Genomic DNA, 18,552 nt, shown 5'->3' with positions numbered 1-18,552 from the left:
ATCGCCTTCAGGCCACCTGTCCGTTGCAGACAGGGCATGGCACCAAGAACATCTTTAGTAGAGGCAGGGTGTCCAAACAATCCGGCGGAATACAGGGATCAAGGCGACCGCAACCAAGCGCCGGCCGGAAGCACCGAAAAGCGGAGGCCGCAGATGTTCTCGATGATTCGGGACCACGCTCCGCAGGATTTTGGTTCGGCGTGCTTTGCGGGCCGCCGGCGGTCACGTCCAGCGGAGTGGTGAACTCCGCTGGACGTGACCGTAATCAGCCTGTGGCGGGATCCGCCTAAGCGGCGCCGATACAAGGACGGATCGAACGCCGTAAGGTCGTCGGCGACACGATCGACGGGTATCACGACCCGATCTGCAAAGCCTCAGCTCAGACCGTGTGTACGTGTCTTGAAGCGGGACAACCGCTTCCGCGAAGGGTTGTGTCGGTGGGCCCTGCCATGATCTCTGCATGATCACGCCCTCTGACGACTACGCCTGGTTCGCCGACTCCAGCCTCGCGGAGGCTTACAGCTTCATCTTCGTCCGCGGGCTCACACCCGAGCAGCTCGTAGCCCGGATGGGTGGCCGAGCAGCGGACTTCTCCCGGACGACGCTCAATGAGTCGATCGACGCCGGCTCCTACTACAACTACAAAACCCAGTTCGTCGCGGTCACGAGCGTCGGCGACTGGGCGTTCGTCGCGCAGCACAACAGCTGGCTCGGCGCCGACGACAAGTTCACCGTGCCGCTGTCGGCGGGCACCCGCCTGGTCTCCCTCTACCGCCTCGACATCAAGGGCCTGGAGGACTTCCGCTGGGTGGAAGACGGGGAGATCCGGTTCGGCTTCTGGGCCCAGGAGGGCTACTCCGAGAAGGTTCCCGACGAACTCGTGGAGACCATGAAGCAGATCGATCACGACTACGGGAAGAACCACGATCTCTACCAGGGGCCAGGGCTTGTCCTGATCGAGCGCCTCACCGGAATCAAACTCACGCCCCAGATCCTGGAGGGGTCCACTTACCTATCCGGTGTCATCCCCGAGCAGCCGACCACCACGTAAGCAGTCGCCGGCCTCGCCAGGTCCATCGTGTAGGCCCGATCCATCTCCGCAGCCGCCCCGTGGACCTGGGCAATCCCGGCAGCAAGTTTTGGGTCGGACAAGAGTCGATCCAGATGCTCGTTGCCGCACACAAACACTTCGCTCTCCGGTCGCTCGTCGTAGAAGCGCCCCCCGAAGTCCAGGTCCTCGAACGGAGCCGAGAGGAGGAACTCCTCGAAGCCGTCGTTGGCGAGCACCGCCCATCGGGTGAGCATCGATTCCAGCTCGGAAATGTCGGTCCCGGCGAGCTCGGCGTCGAAGTGGACGAGCTGGTCGCCGGGCAAGGACGCGAGCCCGGGGTGGCTGAAAAATCGTTCGCTCCCCCGTACGCCCTACGGCAGCATGGCCACGGCGATGTCGGCATTCAGGAGGGTGGATGACCGCGCTCGGATCGCTCGAGAACTCTGGAGACCATCCATCTGTGCGAAGGTCGGCGGTTCTGCTGGCACTGCGCTACTACTGTGGTGAGTTCAGGCGCCAGTGGCGGGTCGCGGTGCCCGCGCTGATATCTCCGGCGATGGGGAACATTTGCCTGTTCTATCTGGCACCGCTGGCGGTGGCTGGGCTTGTGGGGCATCTGTCTCGCGGCGGAGACGGCTCCATCGATGCGTTACTGCCTTACGTGCTCGGCTTCGGCGCATTGCTGCTGGCGGGCGAGGCGCTGTGGCGGGTGGGGTTTCACTTCCTGAACCGTGTCGACGCCCGGGGGGTCGAGCGACTCGGCGTGGTGGGCATGGACGAGTTGCTGGCCAAGGACGCCGCGTTCTTCCACGACAACTTCGCCGGTTCGCTGACCAAACGGGTGCTTGGATTCTCCTCCAGGTTCGAGGAATTCGCCGACCTGCTCACATTCTCGATCATGGCCAAGGTGGTGCCCCTGACCTTTGCCTCGGTGGTGCTGTGGCGGTATCACCCGCTGCTGGTCCTCGTGCTCGTGGGCCTCATCATTGTCACCGGCGTTCTCGTTGCCCCGCTCATCCGCCGTCGCCAGGCGCTGGTCGAAAAACGCGAGGCCGCCAAAGTGCGGGTGTCGGGCCATGTCTCCGACGTGCTGGCCAACATGGAGACGGTCCGCGCGTTCGCCGCCGAGGATCGCGAAGCCACCGAATATCAGGCCAGGGTCGCCGAGCAGCGCAGGTTGTCCCTCCTTTCCTGGGACTACGGCAACCTCCGGGTGGACACCGTCGTCGCCCCGCTGGCAGTGCTCACCAGCACCGTGGGCCTGCTTCTTGCCGTGTCGCTCCGCGGCGGCCTCGGCGTGGAGGCCATCGTGGTGACGTTCACCTACTACGCAAACACGATCAGCATCATGTACGACTTCAACCAGATATACCGGCGTATCGAGAGCGTGCTCACCGAAGCGGCTCAATTCACCGAACTGCTCCTCATACCGCCGACCGTGGTGGATCCGGCCGACCCGCAGCCGCTGCGCCAGGCCGACGCGGGCATCCGCTTCGAGCGGGTGAGGTTCGCGCACGCCGACGGCCCTCCCCTGTTCGAGGACCTGGACCTGGACATCCCCAGCGGCGCCAAGATCGGGCTGGTCGGCCGGTCCGGCAGCGGCAAGAGCACCCTCACCCGGCTGCTGCTGCGCCTCATGGACGTCGATGAAGGCAGGATCCGGATAGGCGGCCAGGACATCGCCCGACTGCGTCAAGCCGACCTGCGCAGCCTTATCGCCTACGTCCCGCAGGAACCCGCGATGTTCCACCGGTCCGTGCGGGACAACCTCGCGTTCGCCCGGCCGGGCGCCACCGAGGCCGAGATCCTTCGAGCAGCGCGGGCCGCACATGTCACGGAGTTCGTCGAGGCTTTGCCGGACGGATTCGACACCCTGGTCGGCGAGCGTGGCATCAAGCTCTCCGGCGGGCAGCGGCAACGCGTCGCCCTCGCGCGCGCCATCTTGTGCGACGCCCCGATCCTGCTCCTGGACGAAGCGACCAGCGCCCTGGACTCCGAAAGCGAAATCCTCGTCCAGGAAGCCTTGTGGCGCTTGATGCGGGACCGCACCGCGCTCGTTGTCGCGCACCGCCTGAGCACCGTCGTCCGCATGGATCGACTCGTCGTCCTCAACCAGGGACGCATCTTGGAGCAGGGCGCCCACAGCGAGTTGCTCCAAGCCCAAGGTCCCTACGCCCGGCTCTGGCACCACCAGTCCGGGGGCTTCCTGGCTGACGGCGACATCCCGGACGCGCTCCACCGTTGACCGGCCATCGGGCGACCGGGGCGTCGGCGCGCCTTCGGTGACGCGGTCACGTCTGCGTGAATCGCCCTTGGCCTACAGTTTGGCGGCGATGGCGGCACCGAGGTCCGCGTCCACGTTGGTCCAGTACCGCACGAACCGATCGCGGATGCCGTCGTCACGAATTCGGAGTCCTTGACCGACGAGTGTGGCGATCACGCGTTCGCGGCCGGCGTCGGTGAAGACGTCACGGTACAGGCGTCCGGCCTGGCCGAAGTCGTCGTCGTCCGCGCGCAGGCCGGCGGCGGACCGCAGCAACTCCCCGTCCGACTCCCAGCCACCGTTGCCTGCGGCAGCGGCGTCGCCCGCCGGCCCGCCGAAGGAGTTCGGAGCGTAGACAGGGGCGGACGCGGGCTTGAAGCGGTGGCGACCGAGACCGTCCTGGCTGTACGAACGGACGGGCGCCACGGGCGCATTGACCGGAATCTCGGCATAGTTGGTGCCGACGCGGTATCGCTGGGCGTCCGGGTAGGAGAAGACCCGCGCCATGAGCATCTTGTCGGGGCTGATGTCGACGCCCGGGACCGTGTTCGCCGGGGAGAAGGCCGCCTGCTCGATTTGGGCGAAGAAGTTCTGCGGGTTCTCAGTCAAGGTGTATGTACCGACCTTGATCAACGGATGGTCCGCGTGCGGCCAGACCTTGGTGACGTCGAAGGGATTGAACCGGTACGTCTTCGCGTCCTCATACGGCATCACCTGCACGTTGACCTCCCAGGAAGGGAAATCACCGCGCTCAATCGCCTCATAAAGGTCGCGTCGGTAGTAGTCGGCGTCGGCACCGGCGATCGCCTCGGCTTCGGCTTCGGCCATATCGGCGTTTCCCTGCAGCGGCTTGAAATGGTACTTCACCCAGTGCCGCTCCCCTGCGGCGTTGATCCACTGAAAGGTGTGCGATCCGTAGCCCGACATGGTGCGCCACGATCGTGGAAGGCCGCGGTCACCCATGAGGTACGTGACCTGATGCGCCGACTCGGGCGACAGGGTGAGGAAGTCCCACTGCATGTCGGCGTCGCGCAGGCCGGACCCCGGCAGTCGCTTCTGCGAGTGGATGAAGTCGGGGAACTTCATGCCATCGCGAATGAAGAAGACGGGGGTGTTGTTGCCGACGATGTCGTAGTTTCCCTCGCTCGTGTAGAACTTCAGGCTCCAGCCGCGTACGTCGCGCCAGGTGTCCGGCGATCCCTGCTCGCCCGCGACCGAGGAGAAGCGCTGGAGAAGGCGGGTCCTCGTCCCGGGCTGGAAGAGCGCGGCTCGGGTGTACCGGCTGACGTCCTCGGTGACGACGAGTTCCCCGAATGCGCCGCCGCCCTTGGCGTGCACGATTCGCTCCGGGATCCGCTCGCGGCTGAACTGGGCCAGTTTCTCGACCAGGTAGCGGTCGTGCAACACGGTGGCACCGTCGGCGCCAACCGTAAGGGAGTGAGCGTCGCCGGCGACCGGCGTGCCCGTCTGGGTGGTCGTGACGTTCTCTGTCATCACTTCTCCTCGTAGGTGTTGTCGGGCTGGCGGCTCGTCCCCGGTCCGCCTCAAGAGCGTCACGGCGTCGACCGCCCACGGCTGCGGAAAACGAGCCGACGTGTTTCGAGGTCGTGGAGGATGGTGTGGATGCTCTGTTTCGACAACCCCGGGGTCGCACCATCGGGATCCTCTTCTCCTCCTCCCTGACTCAGTGCAGTCTTTGCGATGGGGCAGCGGGAGTGTGGTGCCGAGGCTTGCCAAAGATCACACAGTTCCGGACATCGGGCCGGACCGGCTGAGGAGGCGACGTCATGCCTAGGACGAGGCACATCGTGTTCCTGGTGTTCGACGGCGTGAAGATGCTCGACATCTGTGGTCCCGCCGAGGTCTTCTCCGAGGCGAACCTTTTCGGAGCGCACTACCGACTCACGTATGCGTCGACCTCCGGGCGGGCCGTGGCAACGTCGATCGGGACGGCATTCGCCGTCGATCAGGCGGTCGGCCGGATCGAACGGGTCGACACCGTCGTGGTCTCGGGCGGCGACAACCTGCCCACGAAACCGATTCCGCCTGACCTGGTCGCCGCCGCGGCCGCACTGCAGGCCCGCTGTACTCGGATGGTGTCCATCTGCACCGGGTCGTTCGTGCTGGCGTCCTCGGGGCTGCTCGACGGGCGGCGGGCCACCACGCACTGGAGGTACGCCGGTTTGCTCGCCCGAGCGTTCCCAAAGATCTCGGTGTCGCCGGATGCGCTCTTCGTCCATGACCGCGGCATCTACACCTCTGCCGGTGTCTCCGCCGGCATCGACCTGGCGCTGTCTCTCGTCGAGCAGGATCACGGACCCGACCTGGCCCGTGACGTGGCGCGCAACCTCGTGATGTTCATGCAGCGGCCCGGCGGACAGTCGCAGTTCGCGGCGCCACTCCAGATCCGGGCGCCACGGACGCCCACGCTGCGCGCCTTGGTCGACTTGGTCTCCGCGCAGCCGGCGCTCGCGCACACCACCAGCTCACTCGCCGCGCACGCCGGGGTCAGTCCGCGCCATCTCGCGCGCCTCTTCGCCAACGAGCTCGACATCTCGCCGGCCAAATTCGTCGAACGCACCCGGCTCGACCACGCTCAGGCGCTCCTGGACTCCGGACACGGCGTCGCGGAAACGGCGAGACTGGTCGGCTTCGGCAGTGCTGAAACCCTGCGTCGGCTATTCGTGGCCCGATTCGGAATCTCGCCCAGCCAGTACCGGGCCCGCTTCAAGACGACCACCGGACACACCCAGGCCGGGCCGAGCTCAGGGCTTGGCCCGGCCGAGGAACCAGGTCGGACCTCGGCGGGCACACACCGACCGGCTACTCCGGCCAAGCGTTGTTCCGGATGACGTCGACGAAGTTCGTGCGCTTGAACCGCCGGTCGAAGTAGGCGAGTACATCGTCGTTCATCGTGCCGAAGGTGGTGTCCGGGCGGTCCGCCATCCCCTCGTAGAACGCATGCAGGATCTGACGCTTGAAATCCGGACGGGGGTGAGCCTCAACCACCGCCTGTATGTCGGCGTCGCCGATCTGCCCGAGATCCACGCCCAGTACATCGGTCTCCACTCCGAGCGTGACGACTCCGACCTCGGGGGCGAGATGGAGCGGCACTTCGGGGGTGGTGTGGAGGGCAATGGCGAGCCACACGTTGCGTGCATCCGCCTCGGAACGGCCGTGGTCGCGGAGGAAGCCGAACGCGGCGTCCGCACCGTCGATCTCGAAGCGCCGGTCGGGCTTGCGAAACGTCTGGGTGAGGCCCAGGTCGTGGAACATTCCGCCGACGTAGGCCAACTCCGGGTCGACCTCGATGCCGCGCGCTTTCGACTTGAGCATCCCCCATAGGAAGACGCGTCGCGAATGGTGGAACAGCGTGTCTCCCACGACGGCGTCGTCCGTGGCACTCCGCGCCACCTCGGTTGCCGCACGGACAAGGCCGGTATCGGGGATCCGGATTCCTGCGATGGTCTCGCTCACGGGACCTCCTGGTTACTTGAGCGTCAGGGACCCCTTCAGCGTCGCAGCGCAAAGGCATTACGCAGCCCACGGCAACGGACAGGAATCGCTTGATCCGCGACATCGCGGGGAGGGCTTCACACTGCTGCGGCTAACGGTTAGCCTAGATGAGTAACGGTTAGCTAGGCGAGGTGGTCATAGAAGCCGGTGTGCGCTGACAACCGTGGAGAACGTGGAGCTGCCGGCCGGGCGGTCACCGCGGGTGGCCCGCCGGGGAGCTGCTGGAGCGTGTCGGGCTCGCCGGTCGTGCCGGGCACCTGCCGTCGGCGCTGTCGGGCGCGGAACGGTAGCGGGTCGCAATCGCCCGCGCGCTGAGCGATGGGCCACTGGTGGTGCCGGCAGATGAGCCAACCGGCAACCTCGACAGTGTCGCGACCCTGGAGATGCTGCGGCTGCTGGACAGCCTGTAGGAAGCGGGACGGACGCTGGTGATCGTCACCCATGACGCCCGGGTTGCGTCCACGGCCGACCGGCTGATCTCGATGCGGGACGGCGTTTTCGTGAAGGAGACCAGGTTGACGCACTACGAGGACGGGCGGCTGAGAAAGCCGGCTGGACTGGAGGACTGATGGGGCGGATCCTGCTGATCTTACGGCTCGCCGCGCGGGATCTCCGGCGGCGCCCGGGTGAGGCGGCGCTGCTGGTGCTGGCGATCGCTACCGCCACGGCCTCGCTGACGGTGGGCATGGTGCTGCAAGGGGTCGTCAGCCGGCCCTATGAAAGCACGCGGGCGGCGACCTCCGGGCCCGACGTGATCGCCAGCGTCACGGAGGTGCCCCATACCGATCCGGCACGGCTGGAGGCACTGACCGCTGTTTCCGGAGTGGTGGCGCACAGCGGGCCGTACCCGTACACGGAGGCGGTCGTGGCGGCGAAGGGCGTGACCGTGGGGGCGTATGTCCAGGGCCGCACCACCACTCCCGCCGTCGTCGACCAGCCCAAGGTGGTCGAGGGCGGCTGGGTGCGCGACGGCGGTGCGGTGGTCGAGGCGAGTTTCGCATCGGCGCTCGGGCTCGGCACGGGTGATCGGATCACCGTGGGCAGCCGGTCGTTCCAGGTCGTCGGCGTGGCGGCGACCGCCTCCGCAGGTCCGTACCCGAAGCACTGCTTCGCCCCCTGCTGGTCTACGAGTGCGGCGGGGTCCCACCTCCCCAAGCCACCCCCGAAACAGGAGCATGCAGAGCCGCCTCCCCAACCCGACACGAGGGGACTGAGCCCCGGCCCGAGAGGCCTGATCTGGACCACGGAATCGGATGTCGGGCTTGTATCCGGGGGGCGGTTCATCGGCTACGTCGCGTACTTGAAGCTGGCCGACCCGGCGAAGGCGTGGGAGTTCGTCGGGGCACACCTGCCGGCTGAGGTGAACGATCCGTTCGTGGTGCCGTGGCAGGACGTGCTGGACGGGCATGGCTGGCTGGTGGAAGCCAAGCGCACCGGCATGATTCTGAGCGCCTGGCTGCTCGGCCTGATCGCGTTGGGCAGCATCGCGGTGCTGGTCGGAGGCCGGATGGCCGATCAGTTCCGGCGGGTCGGGTTGCTGAAAGCCGTAGGCGGCACGCCTGGTCTGGTGGCGGCGGTGCTGTTGGCCGAGCATGTCGCGGTGGCGCTGGTGGCGACGGTGCCGGGGCTGGCGGTGGGACGGGCGGTGGCGCCGCTGCTGACCGATCCCGGCGCCGGATTGCTGGGCGGCGCGGGTGCGGTGCCGTTCACCGCGTCGACGGTCGCCGTGGTGGTAGCCGCCGCGCTCGGGATCGCGGGTGTGGCGACGTTCGTCCCAGCGGTCCGCGCCGCTCGTACCAGCACGGTTCGCGCGCTGGCGAACGAACCTCGCCCGCCACGGCGGTCCGGCTGGCTGATCGCGGCTTCGGCGCGGCTCCCGGTGCCGCTGCTCCTGGGCTTGCGGGTGGCGGCGCGGCGACCGCGCCGTACCGTGCTGGGCGTGGCGGGGATCGCGGTGACGGTCACCGGGGTGGTCGCCACGTTGGCGGTTCATGCCAACCGTTACGCGGAGAAGGCTCCGGGGGTCGATCCCCGTACCGGCCTGAGCCAGGTACTGGTACTGATGACGATCATGCTGATCGTTCAGGCGGCCGTCAACGCGGTGTGTGTGATCTGGGCGACCACACTGGACTCCCGGTGGTCCTCGGCGCTGGCCCGCGCACTGGGGGCGACCCCGGGTCAGGTCAGTGCCGGCTTGTCGGCGGCACAGATGCTGCCCACGCTGGCCGGCTCCCTGCTGGGGCTGGTGATGGGGATCGGACTGGCGGAGTTCCTCGACGACGATCCGGTGACGGTCCCGCCCTGGTGGCAGCTGCTGGCCGTGGTCGTGGGATGTGTGGTCGTGGTGGCGGCGCTCACCGCCGTACCGGCTCGGATCGCCGCCCGTCGCCCGGCTGGTGAGATCCTGCGGACCGAGCACGCCTGAGCCGGGATGAGATCCCCTGATCGCGCAACCCGGCACCAGTCGAGCTCACCGTGTTCGTCGTTCCCCTCGGCCTCAGCTGAACTCGACGCCTTGGGCGAGTGGCAGTTCGGTGGAGTAGTTGATCGTGTTGGTGGCGCGTCGCATGTACGAGCGCCACGCGTCGGAACCCGATTCGCGCCCGCCGCCGGTGTCCTTCTCACCGCCGAACGCCCCGCCGATCTCGGCACCGGACGGACCGATGTTGACGTTCGCGATGCCGCAGTCGGAACCGGCCGCCGACATGAACGTCTCGGCCTCCCGCACATTGAGGGTGAAGATCGACGACGACAGTCCCTGAGTCACCGCGTTGTGCAGGCCGACGGCCTCGTCGAGGTCGCGGTAGCCGAGCACGTACAGGATCGGCGCGAACGTCTCGTCCCGCACGATCTCGGTCTGTTCTGGCATGTCGACGATCGCCGGGCGCACGTACTGTCCGCCGGCGACACCGTCGGCACGGGTGCCTCCGGTGACCAGTGTCCCGCCGTCGGCCTGTGCCCGCTTGATCGCCCGCAGGAAGGCGTCGGCGGCGGCCTCGTCGATCAGCGGCCCGACGAGCGTGGACGTCTCCAGCGGGGAGCCGATCGGCAACGTCTCGTACGCCGCCTTGAGCCGCGACACGAGGTCGGCGCGGATCGACTCGTGCACGATGATCCGCCGAAGCGAGGTGCAGCGCTGCCCGGCGGTACCGACGGCGGAGAACACGATGCCGCGCACGGTGAGGTCGAGGTCGGCCGAGGGAGCGACGATCGCCGCGTTGTTGCCGCCGAGCTCCAGCAGGGTGCGCCCCAGGCGGGCGGCCACACGCGGGGCGACCTCCTTGCCCATCCGGGTCGAACCGGTGGCCGAGACGAGCGGGATCCTGGGGTCGTCGACGAGCGCCTCACCGATCGCGCGGTCACCGAGCAGCACCTGGGAGAGGCCGTCCGGCGCGCCGGCCCGCCGGGCCGCCTCCTCGATCAGTGCCTGACACGCCAGTGCGGTGAGCAGCGTCTTCTCCGACGGCTTCCACACCACCGCGTCCCCGCACACGAAGGCCAGCGCGCTGTTCCAGGACCACACGGCGACCGGGAAGTTGAACGCCGAGATGACGCCGACCACCCCGAGTGGATGCCACTGCTCCATCATCCGGTGCCCGGGACGCTCGGTCGCGATCGTCAGCCCGTGCAGCTGACGGGACAGGCCGACCGCGAGGTCGCAGATGTCGATCATCTCCTGCACCTCGCCCAGACCCTCGGACACGATCTTCCCTGCCTCGATCGTGACGAGCGCCCCAAGGTCGTGCTTGTGCTCGCGCAGCAGTTCTCCGAGCTCACGCACCAGGCGGCCGCGCACCGGGGCCGGAACCGCGCGCCACAGCTCGAACGCCTCCTGTGCCCGCCCGATCGCGGCCGCGGCCTCCTGCGGTGTGTGGGCGCGCAGCCGGCCGATCACGCCGCCGTCGATCGGCGAACGGGCGACCAGTTCGCCGTCCTCGTCGAAGGGGTTCCCCGCACCGAGGCGTTCGAGGATCTCGCGAGCCCGCGTGCTGATATCTGTCACCGGAGTGTCCTTTCACCCTGGGGAGGCGTGTTGCCAAGTGCTCTGGAAGACGCGTGATCGACGCGCCCTAAGCGTGCCGGTCGTCGGCGATCCCGCAGAAGTCCAGCGCGGTCAGCGCGTAGGTCTTCGTCGCGGTGATCAGTTGGTGGATGGGTACGTACTCGTTCTCGGCGTGCGCCGTCTTCGCTGCCCCGGGGCCGTAGATGACGCCGTCGATTCCCTGGGCCGCGCTCCACGTGATGTCGCACACCCCAAAGAATCCCTCACGCTTCGGCGGGGCCGCGTACTCGACCCCTCCGAGCGCGTCGACGTGGGCGTTGCTCACCGACGCCTCCAGCCCGTGGCCGGCCGGGGTGTTGTACGGCGGCCAGTCGAGTTTCCACTCGAACTCGGGCCGGTGTTCGCGCAGCCACGTGTCGGCGGCGCAGGCGAGCCTGACGGTCTCCTCGATCTCGGCCCTGACCTCGTCGTTGCCGCGGTCGGGGTGGTGAAGTACGCAGTAATCCACGGTAAGGGTGTCGGCGAGCAGGAAGGGAACGTCGATCCCCTTGGGGTTGGCCTTGAGGACGCCGGGCAGGAGGCTGAAATGCCCCGGGGCGAAAAGCGGGTGCCGGTCGCGCAGGGCCCAGGTGTTCTCCAGCTCACGCAGCGCGTGGTAGATCACCCAGTACTTGTCGACGGTGTTGACGCCCAGGCGTTCGCCGTCGAGGGTCGGGTGGATGGACGAGCCGCGCCATCCGGGATGCGCGGTCTTGCCGGTGATGGTCATGGAGAACCACAGAAGGCCGGGGGTGCTGGTGACAAGGCTCGGCAGCCCGTCGGTCGGGTTGGTGGGCTCGCAGAGCAGCATGGCGTCTCCGGTGTATCCGGCGCCCAGAACGGCGCTGGTTCCCGCATTGTGGTCGCCCACCTCCTCACCGACCACGGCATGGAGCACGAGGTCGCCCTTGAGGGTGATGCCCGCCCTGGCCAGCGCGAGCGCCGCGTACGCGGCCGCGACGGTTCCGCCCTTCATGTCGGTCGCCCCGCGGCCGAGGACGGCCGTGTCGGTGATCTGTCCCGAGAACGGCGGAGCGTCCCACAGGTTCGGCTGGATCGCGGGGACGACGTCGACGTGCCCGTTGAGGACGAGCGACCTTCCACCGCCTGCCCCGCGAACGCGACCGCAGGCGTTGTCGCGCCTGGCCTCCTCGGCGACCAGCTCGGTCTCGGCGCCCGCCTCGCGGTAGAGGTCGGCGATGAGGGCGCTGACGTCCGACTCAGCGCCGACGATCTTGTCGTAGTCCTGTCCGGGGTACTTCGGGTTGACCGATGGGATCTTGATGGCGTCGGAGACCGACCGTACGAGGCGTGGCGCGAGTTCGTCGACGGCGTCCAGGACGGCCTTCTTCACGTCGCGGCGGCTTTCAGGCATGTTCGACACTCCTCTGTGGGGTCTGACTACTGGTCGATGGACGGCCGGAGTTCGTGAGACGCCCGCGCAGGACGGCGACGCCCCGGGTGAGCGCGGCGCTGATCCCGCCCGGCGCGAAGATCAGTACGGCGATCGTCCCGGCGGCGAAGACGACGGGGCTCCAGGCGTCCAGACCCGTGAGCCGGTCGTTGACAAGAGTGATGACGACGGCTCCGACGACGGGGCCCCAGATCTGTTTCGTGCCACCCAGGAAGATCATGCTCAACCCCAGGGTCACGAGCCCGAAGCCGAAGAGGCTGACGTCGGCGACCCTGAAGTACGCGACGTACATCGCGCCGGTGAAGCCGGCCATGGCACCGGAGATCACGAAGGCGATGAACTGCTGGCGGACCCGGTTGACCCCGCGGCTCCGCGCGAGCTGTTCGTTGTCCCGCAGGGCCACGAGGCTGTGGCCGAACGGGCTCGCCATGATGAGTTCGAGGACGATGAGCAGGACGGCGACGGCGGCTCCGAGCATCCAGAGGTACCCGAGGCCGCCGTACTGCGCGAGGCTCTGTCCGGCGATCGTCATGGCCGGAACCCCGGGCAGCCCGCCCGAGCCGCCGGTGAGGTCGGGGAGCGCCAGGACCAGGTGGTAGCTGATCTGGACGAACACGAAGGTGATGAGGGCGATGTAGATGCCCCGCATCCGGATGACGGGCAGGTAGGTCAGCCCGCCGACGACCGCCCCGACCAAGACGGCGAAGGCGAGGGAGGGGATCGAAGCCCACTGCAATTTCAGCGTCGCGATCGCCATCGCGTAGCCGCCGATCCCGAACATCCCCGCGTGGGCGAAGTTGAAGATACCGCCGAATCCCAGGGTCAGGTTCCAGCTCGCCGCGAGCAGGGCGTAGATGAGCGCGGTGCAGACGAGCAGCCGGCTCGACGGCGCGACGAAGACGTACGGGATCACGACGGCGATGGCGAGGTATCCGGCCCAGCGGATGAGGCGGGAAGGAACGTACTTCGTCATGAGCCTCTCCTGACGAGTCCCTCGGGGCGGACGAGCATCACGACGACCAGCAGGACGAAGACCGCCACCGGGCTCCACTGAAGACCGATCCAATAGCTCGTCGACGCCTCGATGAACCCGATCGCGTAGGCGCCCACGAGGGTGCCCATGAGCGAGGCCGTCCCGCCGAAGACCAGGACGACGAAGGCGATGAGCAGGGGACCGCTCCCCTTGGCCGGGGTCAGCGTGGTGGTGGTCGCGAACACGAGGGCTCCCACCGTGGCGAGCGCCGCCGAGGCCGCGAACACGGACAGGTACACCCGGCCGGGCTTGATGCCGAGCAACATCGCCATGTCGCGGTTCTGGGCGACGGCGCGGATGCTCGCGCCCCATTCGGTCCGGTTCACCACGAGCATGAGGCCGCCGACGAGGCCGACGGCGAGGAGGAACGCGAGGACGGTGGTCCAGCGGACGGCGACCCCGGCGATGTCGAACGTCGCGGTGGTCACCGGCTGCACCTGCTTGTTCTCCGGCCCCCAGATGAGTTGAACGGCGCCTTCGGCGAGGCCGGCGAGAGCCAGCGTGGCGACCATCACCATCAGCGTCCCGTCGGGGCGCGACGCGAGCGGTCGCACCACGACCAGCTCGACGAGCGCGCCGAGGCCCGCCATGGCGACGGTCGCGAGGAGAACGGCGAGCGGGAGAGGCAGCCCGGCTGTCGAGGACAACGTCCAGATGAGATACCCGCCGATGATCAGCATCGCGCCGTGGGCGTAGTTGAACACCTGGAGCGTCGACCAGATCAGGGACATCCCGGCGGTCAGGAGCGAGTACATCGACCCGAGCAGGAGGGTCGACACGAGAACCGGAACGAGTCCGTCAAGCATGGCCGTCCTCCTCGTCCGGGCCCGCCGCGAGGGCGGTGGGGGCGTGTGCTCCGCCGACGAACATGGCCATCATCTGCTCCTGGGTCGGCTTCTCCTCCGTGGTGCCGCGGCCGACGGTCCGCCCCAGCTCGACGACGCACCAGGTGTCCGCGAGACCGAAGAGGAAGTCGACGTCACCGTCGGCGACGAGAAGCGAAAGGCCGGTCGCGCGGATGTCGAGGAGGGTCCGCAGGATCTCGTGCCGCACTTTGGGGGCGAGGCCGAGCGTCGGCTCGTCGAGGATGAGGACGCTCGGGTTGGCCATGATGCCCATCGCGATCGCGAGCATCTGCCGTTCCCCACCGGACATCGCCCCGACCGGCTGGCCGCGGCGTTCGACGAGCTTCGGGAACAGACCGAGGACCAGCTCGAGGTTGGCGCTCCTGACCCGCCTCGCCCGTTTGAGCCGGCCGGCCAGGTTCAGGCTCTCGCCCACGGTGAGCCGCGGGAACAGGGTGCACCCCTGGGGTACGTGCATGAGGCCCCGCTCGACGATCGCCGGTGTGCCGAGCCTGTCGATGCGTTCGCCGTCGAGTTCCACGGTGCCCCCGGTCAGCGGCCCCAGGCCGGTGATCGCGCGCAGGAGTGTCGTCTTGCCGTGCCCGTTCGGCCCGAGGAGCGCGAGGGCCTCCCCGCGCCCAACCGACAGGGAGATGCCGTTGACGACCTGCAACTTGCCGTAACCGGCCGTTACGTTCGTCACCGAGAGTCGTACGGTGTCCGCGCTCATCGGTTCGACTCCCCCAGATAGGCGTCGATGACCCGGGGGTCGGACAGGACGTCGTCCGGGCTGCCGACCACGAGAACCTCGCCGGCGACCATGACGATCATTCGGTTGGCCACGCGCCGCAGCAGGTGCAGGACGTGTTCGATGATGACGAACGTCGTCCCGTCGGCGTTCAGGGTCTCGACCAGGGTCGCGAGATCGTCCTGATCGTCGTTGTCGAGGCCCCCGGCGGGCTCGTCCAGCATGAGGACCTTCGGATCCCCGACCAGGGCTCCGGCGATCATCAGCTTCTTCCTGGCCAGGACGGACAGGTCGCCGCCGCGCAGGTGCGCGCTGTGCAGGAGCCCGACCCGTTCGAGCGCCTGGAGCGCCGTCGAGCGGGAGTTCCGGCGCCCGTTGAGATAGTGCGCCGCGAGGCGGACGTTCTCCAAGGCCGTCAGTTCCGGGAAGACCTGATCGGCCTGGAAGGTACGGCGCAGGCCGAGGCGGGCGATCTTGTGTGCGGGAAGTCGTTCGATGTGCCGTCCGGCGTACACGATCCGGCCGCCGGAGGCGTTGAACGGCACCCCGGTGATCAGATTGAACAACGTGCTCTTACCGGCGCCGTTCGGACCGGCGATACCGAGGACTTCACCCTCGGTGAGGTCGAAGGTGACATCGTGCACGGCTCGATAGCTTCCGAAGGTCCGGCAGGCCTGCCGGACACTCAGAAGTACGTGCTGGTTGGTCGTCGCGGTCACCGGAGGATGCTCACTTGAACCAGTCGGGCTGCTTGAACGCGCCGTCGGCGTACTTGGTGGGGCTGAGAAGGACGTCCTTGCCGTTCTGGATCTGGAAGAACTGCAACGGGAGACCGTTGGTGTCGTCGGCGATCGCGAGGTGGGTGGCCGGGTCGAACCGGATGGTTCCCATCGCCGTGTCGCGCACCTCGATGCCGCCGACGGCCTTGCCGACCGCCGCCTTGTCGAACGGGTCGCCCGCGGATTCGACGGCCTTAGCCCACAGCTTGACCTGCTCGTAGCTCATGACTCCGTACAGGCCGGGGTCGGTGCCGTAAGCGTCGTTGAACTTCTTCACGAAGTCGCGGCCCGGTGCGTACCTGTCGGAGACCACGGCGCCGACGGGAAGGTTGTACAGCACGCCGTCGGCGCCCTTGCCCGCGAGCTCCTTGAACTCGGGCACGCTCGGCGCGTACTGGGAGAACAGCAGCGAGTCGGTCGGGTTGTCGCGGAACTGGGTCAGGAACTTGACGGCGTTGGCGGTCAGGTAGTCGAGGTTGACGATGACCGACGGGTCGGCGCTGTGGATCTTGCCGATCTGCGGGGTCCAGTCGTTGACCTCTCCGTACGGGACGACGTCGGGTCCGACGACCTTCCACCCCTTGGCCTTGAAGTTCTTCACCAGGCCGGCGGAGATGTCGTTGGAGTAGGGGTTGTCGCTGGAGATGAGGTAGACGGTCTTGTTGCGGAGTTGGAACGTGCCATCCTGGCTCCACGCCGCCAACCGGTTGGGCAGGTCGGTCTTGTACGCCTCGAAGCTGGGTGCCGTGGACCAGACTCCCGGATACTTGCCCGGGTCCTTGGTGATGATCTCCGCGGTCTGCGTGCTCCCGCCGCCGATGAGGTACGGCATCCCGGCCTCGGCGAGCAGGTCGATCTCGAAGTTGGTGGTGCTGGCGTAGCCGGTGATGACGGCGCCGACCCCGCTGTCCGCGGTGAGCCGCGAGACGGCGGACGCGACGGCGTCGGACTTGAGGTCCTTGACGTCGGCCACCTCAAGGGCGATCTCGCGTCCGGCGACTCCCCCGCCGCCGGCGTTGAGCTCCTTGACGGCCAGCTCCGCGCCCTGGCGCATGAGCTTGCCGTCGGCGGCCGACGCTCCGGTGAGCGGAGCGAGCAGGCCGAGCTTGACCGGCCCGTCGTTCTTCGTGCTTTCTGTGCCGCCGGGCAGGGCGGCCGAGCATGCGGCCAGCGCGAGTGCTCCGGCGACCGCGATCGCGGCGGCTCCGAGTCGGATCGGATGGAACTTGATCGACATTACGTCTCCAAGGACTCGAGCGAATGTGCCCAAGTAACGCACATTTCAAAACATCTATCAATGGCCGTTTTGGAAATTTTCCATTCATTGGCCGTACGGTCCCGTACGGAACCGGGGACACGGCGGCGGGCGTTCGGCGACTCAGGTGTGTTCGGCCGACGTGGCGGCCCCGGGCGTGCGGGTGGTCAGCAACCCGTGCAGGAATCCCCCCGCCACCAACGGGATGATGCTCCACTTCAGCACGTCGGCCAGCACGGTCTCCCCGGCCAGCAGGGTGAAGTTGGACCAGATGAGCCACAGGGCGGCGAGCAGCGCGACCAGGGCGATCCCGGGCGCGACCAGCCGCACCCAGACCGACACGCCGGTTCGCCGGAGGAACAGCATCGCGGCGGCGCAGGTCGTCGCCATCAACACCACGATCGCCATGGTCGCGAAGCCACCCGCCACCGCGCCCAGCTTGAGGTAGGGGTCGGTACCGGTGACCAGGCACGCCACGATCACGCCCACCATGAGCAGCATCTGCACGGTCCCCGCGAGGTGCGGGGTCTGGTACCTGCGGTGCGTGCGTCCGAGCGCCCGGGGAAGCAGCCTGTCGCGCCCGAACGCGAACAGGTAGCGCGAGGCCATGTTGTGCACCGCCATCGACACGGCGACCAGGCTGGCCAGCAGGAGCCAGTTGATCACATGTTCGGCCCACGGCCCCAGCACCTTCACCGCCGCGCCGCTCAGGAAGGTGCCCGGTGAGTCCAGGGCCGTGCCGACGACGCCTGCGCGCGGATAGACCGAGATGACCGCCCACGCGACCAGCGCGTAGAGGATCGCAATGACCCAGACCGCGGCGTACGTCGCCTTCCCGACGGTGCGTTCCGGGTTGCGGGCCTCCTCCCCGAACACCGCGGTGGCCTCGAAACCCACGAAGCTGAGCAGGGCGAAGGTGAACGCGATCCCGATGTTCCCCGAGAAGGCGTCCGAGACGATGAGGGACTTGTCGGTGGACGGGTCCAGGAGCGCCCCGGCCACCACGAGGACGAGGATGCCCACTTCGAGGCAGAGGAGAAAGCCCATGATCACGGTGTTCAGCTCGATGCCGCGAATGCCCACCAGCCACGCGAAGATGAGGATGGCCGCGCTGATCACCGTCCACGGCATGTCGATCGAGAGCTCATCGCGGAAAACCTGATTACCGAAGTATCCGGCAAAGGCGATCGGGACGAGCATGATGACGTTGTAGGCGCACACGGCGAGCCACCCGACGGCGACGCCCGCCGGTCTGCCGAGACCCGCCGAGATGTAGGAGTAGAAGGCACCCGCGTTCGTGATCCGGTGGCTCATGGCGACGAACGGCACCGCGAACAGCGTCAGGACGACCCCGGACACGATGAAGGCGAGCGGAGCGCCGGCCCCGTTGCCCAGCCCCACGATGAGGGGCATGTTGCCGGCGACGGCGGTCAGCGGTGCTTGGAACGCCATGACCAGGAAGACCAGGGCGGAGACGCCCATGATGCCCGGCCGGAGGGATCCGCCGGTGGGGGCGGCGTGTTTCTGTGCGCGATCGGCGTCAACCATTTCTGTCCTATCGAGGTGGGGGGTGCCCGGGGGCAGGAGGGGTGCTCTCCCTCGGGAC

16 protein-coding genes are annotated in these 18,552 nt (G+C 67.8%); 5 read left to right on the top strand and 11 right to left on the bottom strand.

What is annotated here, in order from left to right; all coding sequences use genetic code 11:
* The first annotated feature begins 460 nt into the window (after positions 1-460).
* Positions 461-1,051, top strand: a complete 591-nt coding sequence (locus RUR_RS11775; protein WP_283135025.1) for a DUF6461 domain-containing protein — start codon at positions 461-463, stop codon at positions 1,049-1,051.
* Here the strand turns inward: RUR_RS11775 and RUR_RS11770 are convergent.
* A complete protein-coding gene (locus RUR_RS11770; RefSeq protein WP_283135024.1) occupies positions 1,009-1,374 on the bottom strand; it encodes a hypothetical protein in 366 nt (121 codons plus the stop codon). The two genes, RUR_RS11775 and RUR_RS11770, sit on opposite strands and share 43 nt — an antisense overlap.
* A 92-nt stretch (positions 1,375-1,466) precedes the next feature.
* On the opposite strand from RUR_RS11770, the gene RUR_RS11765 reads away from it, so the two are divergent.
* Positions 1,467-3,296, top strand: a complete 1,830-nt coding sequence (locus RUR_RS11765; RefSeq protein ID WP_283135023.1) for an ABC transporter ATP-binding protein — start codon at positions 1,467-1,469, stop codon at positions 3,294-3,296.
* Positions 3,297-3,368: 72 nt separating this feature from the next.
* On the opposite strand, the gene RUR_RS11760 is transcribed toward RUR_RS11765, so the two are convergent.
* The gene (locus RUR_RS11760; RefSeq protein ID WP_283135022.1) at positions 3,369-4,808 is read right to left on the bottom strand and encodes a catalase; all 1,440 of its coding nucleotides are present in this window, start codon (positions 4,806-4,808) and stop codon (positions 3,369-3,371) included.
* 293 nt (positions 4,809-5,101) lie between these two features.
* Here RUR_RS11760 and RUR_RS11755 point away from each other — a divergent pair, with 293 nt between their 5' ends.
* Complete coding sequence (locus RUR_RS11755) at positions 5,102-6,166, top strand: GlxA family transcriptional regulator (RefSeq protein ID WP_283135021.1); 1,065 nt, start codon at positions 5,102-5,104, stop codon at positions 6,164-6,166.
* Here RUR_RS11755 and RUR_RS11750 read toward each other — a convergent pair.
* Positions 6,138-6,791: an HD domain-containing protein gene (locus tag RUR_RS11750; RefSeq protein ID WP_283135020.1), complete on the bottom strand. Its 654-nt coding sequence runs from the start codon at positions 6,789-6,791 to the stop codon at positions 6,138-6,140. The two genes, RUR_RS11755 and RUR_RS11750, sit on opposite strands and share 29 nt — an antisense overlap.
* A gap of 467 nt (positions 6,792-7,258) precedes the next feature.
* On the opposite strand from RUR_RS11750, the gene RUR_RS11745 reads away from it, so the two are divergent.
* Positions 7,259-7,399 (top strand): hypothetical protein, encoded by a 141-nt coding sequence (locus tag RUR_RS11745; RefSeq protein WP_283135019.1) that lies wholly within the window; start codon positions 7,259-7,261, stop codon positions 7,397-7,399.
* Positions 7,399-9,255, top strand: coding sequence for an FtsX-like permease family protein (locus tag RUR_RS11740; RefSeq protein WP_283135018.1), 1,857 nt, complete (start codon positions 7,399-7,401; stop codon positions 9,253-9,255). Before RUR_RS11745 ends, RUR_RS11740 begins: the two co-directional genes overlap by 1 nt.
* Before the next feature lie 72 nt (positions 9,256-9,327).
* On the opposite strand, the gene amaB is transcribed toward RUR_RS11740, so the two are convergent.
* The 8 genes from amaB to RUR_RS11700 form a co-directional block, all read right to left on the bottom strand.
* The gene (amaB, locus tag RUR_RS11735) at positions 9,328-10,833 is read right to left on the bottom strand and encodes an L-piperidine-6-carboxylate dehydrogenase (protein ID WP_283135017.1); all 1,506 of its coding nucleotides are present in this window, start codon (positions 10,831-10,833) and stop codon (positions 9,328-9,330) included.
* A 67-nt stretch (positions 10,834-10,900) separates the two neighbouring features.
* The gene (locus RUR_RS11730) at positions 10,901-12,247 is read right to left on the bottom strand and encodes an ArgE/DapE family deacylase (protein WP_283135016.1); all 1,347 of its coding nucleotides are present in this window, start codon (positions 12,245-12,247) and stop codon (positions 10,901-10,903) included.
* Positions 12,240-13,259, bottom strand: a complete 1,020-nt coding sequence (locus RUR_RS11725) for a branched-chain amino acid ABC transporter permease (RefSeq protein WP_283135015.1) — start codon at positions 13,257-13,259, stop codon at positions 12,240-12,242. Before RUR_RS11725 ends, RUR_RS11730 begins: the two co-directional genes overlap by 8 nt.
* On the bottom strand, positions 13,256-14,125 hold the full coding sequence (locus RUR_RS11720; RefSeq protein WP_283135014.1) for a branched-chain amino acid ABC transporter permease: 870 nt from the start codon (positions 14,123-14,125) through the stop codon (positions 13,256-13,258). Before RUR_RS11720 ends, RUR_RS11725 begins: the two co-directional genes overlap by 4 nt.
* Positions 14,118-14,894, bottom strand: coding sequence for an ABC transporter ATP-binding protein (locus tag RUR_RS11715; RefSeq protein ID WP_283135013.1), 777 nt, complete (start codon positions 14,892-14,894; stop codon positions 14,118-14,120). Before RUR_RS11715 ends, RUR_RS11720 begins: the two co-directional genes overlap by 8 nt.
* Positions 14,891-15,631 (bottom strand): ABC transporter ATP-binding protein, encoded by a 741-nt coding sequence (locus RUR_RS11710; RefSeq protein WP_283135012.1) that lies wholly within the window; start codon positions 15,629-15,631, stop codon positions 14,891-14,893. The genes RUR_RS11715 and RUR_RS11710 overlap by 4 nt, the downstream gene beginning before the upstream one ends.
* A gap of 10 nt (positions 15,632-15,641) precedes the next feature.
* A complete protein-coding gene (locus RUR_RS11705) occupies positions 15,642-16,928 on the bottom strand; it encodes an ABC transporter substrate-binding protein (RefSeq protein ID WP_283135011.1) in 1,287 nt (428 codons plus the stop codon).
* Positions 16,929-17,069: 141 nt separating this feature from the next.
* Positions 17,070-18,494: an APC family permease gene (locus tag RUR_RS11700; protein WP_283135010.1), complete on the bottom strand. Its 1,425-nt coding sequence runs from the start codon at positions 18,492-18,494 to the stop codon at positions 17,070-17,072.
* Positions 18,495-18,552: the final 58 nt, after the last annotated feature.

The organism is Rhizohabitans arisaemae, from assembly GCF_025996515.1.
GTDB classification, from domain to species: Bacteria; Actinomycetota; Actinomycetes; order Streptosporangiales; family Streptosporangiaceae; genus Rhizohabitans; species Rhizohabitans arisaemae.
The sequence above is the reverse complement of the archived record's forward strand: the minus strand, read 5'-3'. Positions and strand labels throughout refer to the sequence as shown.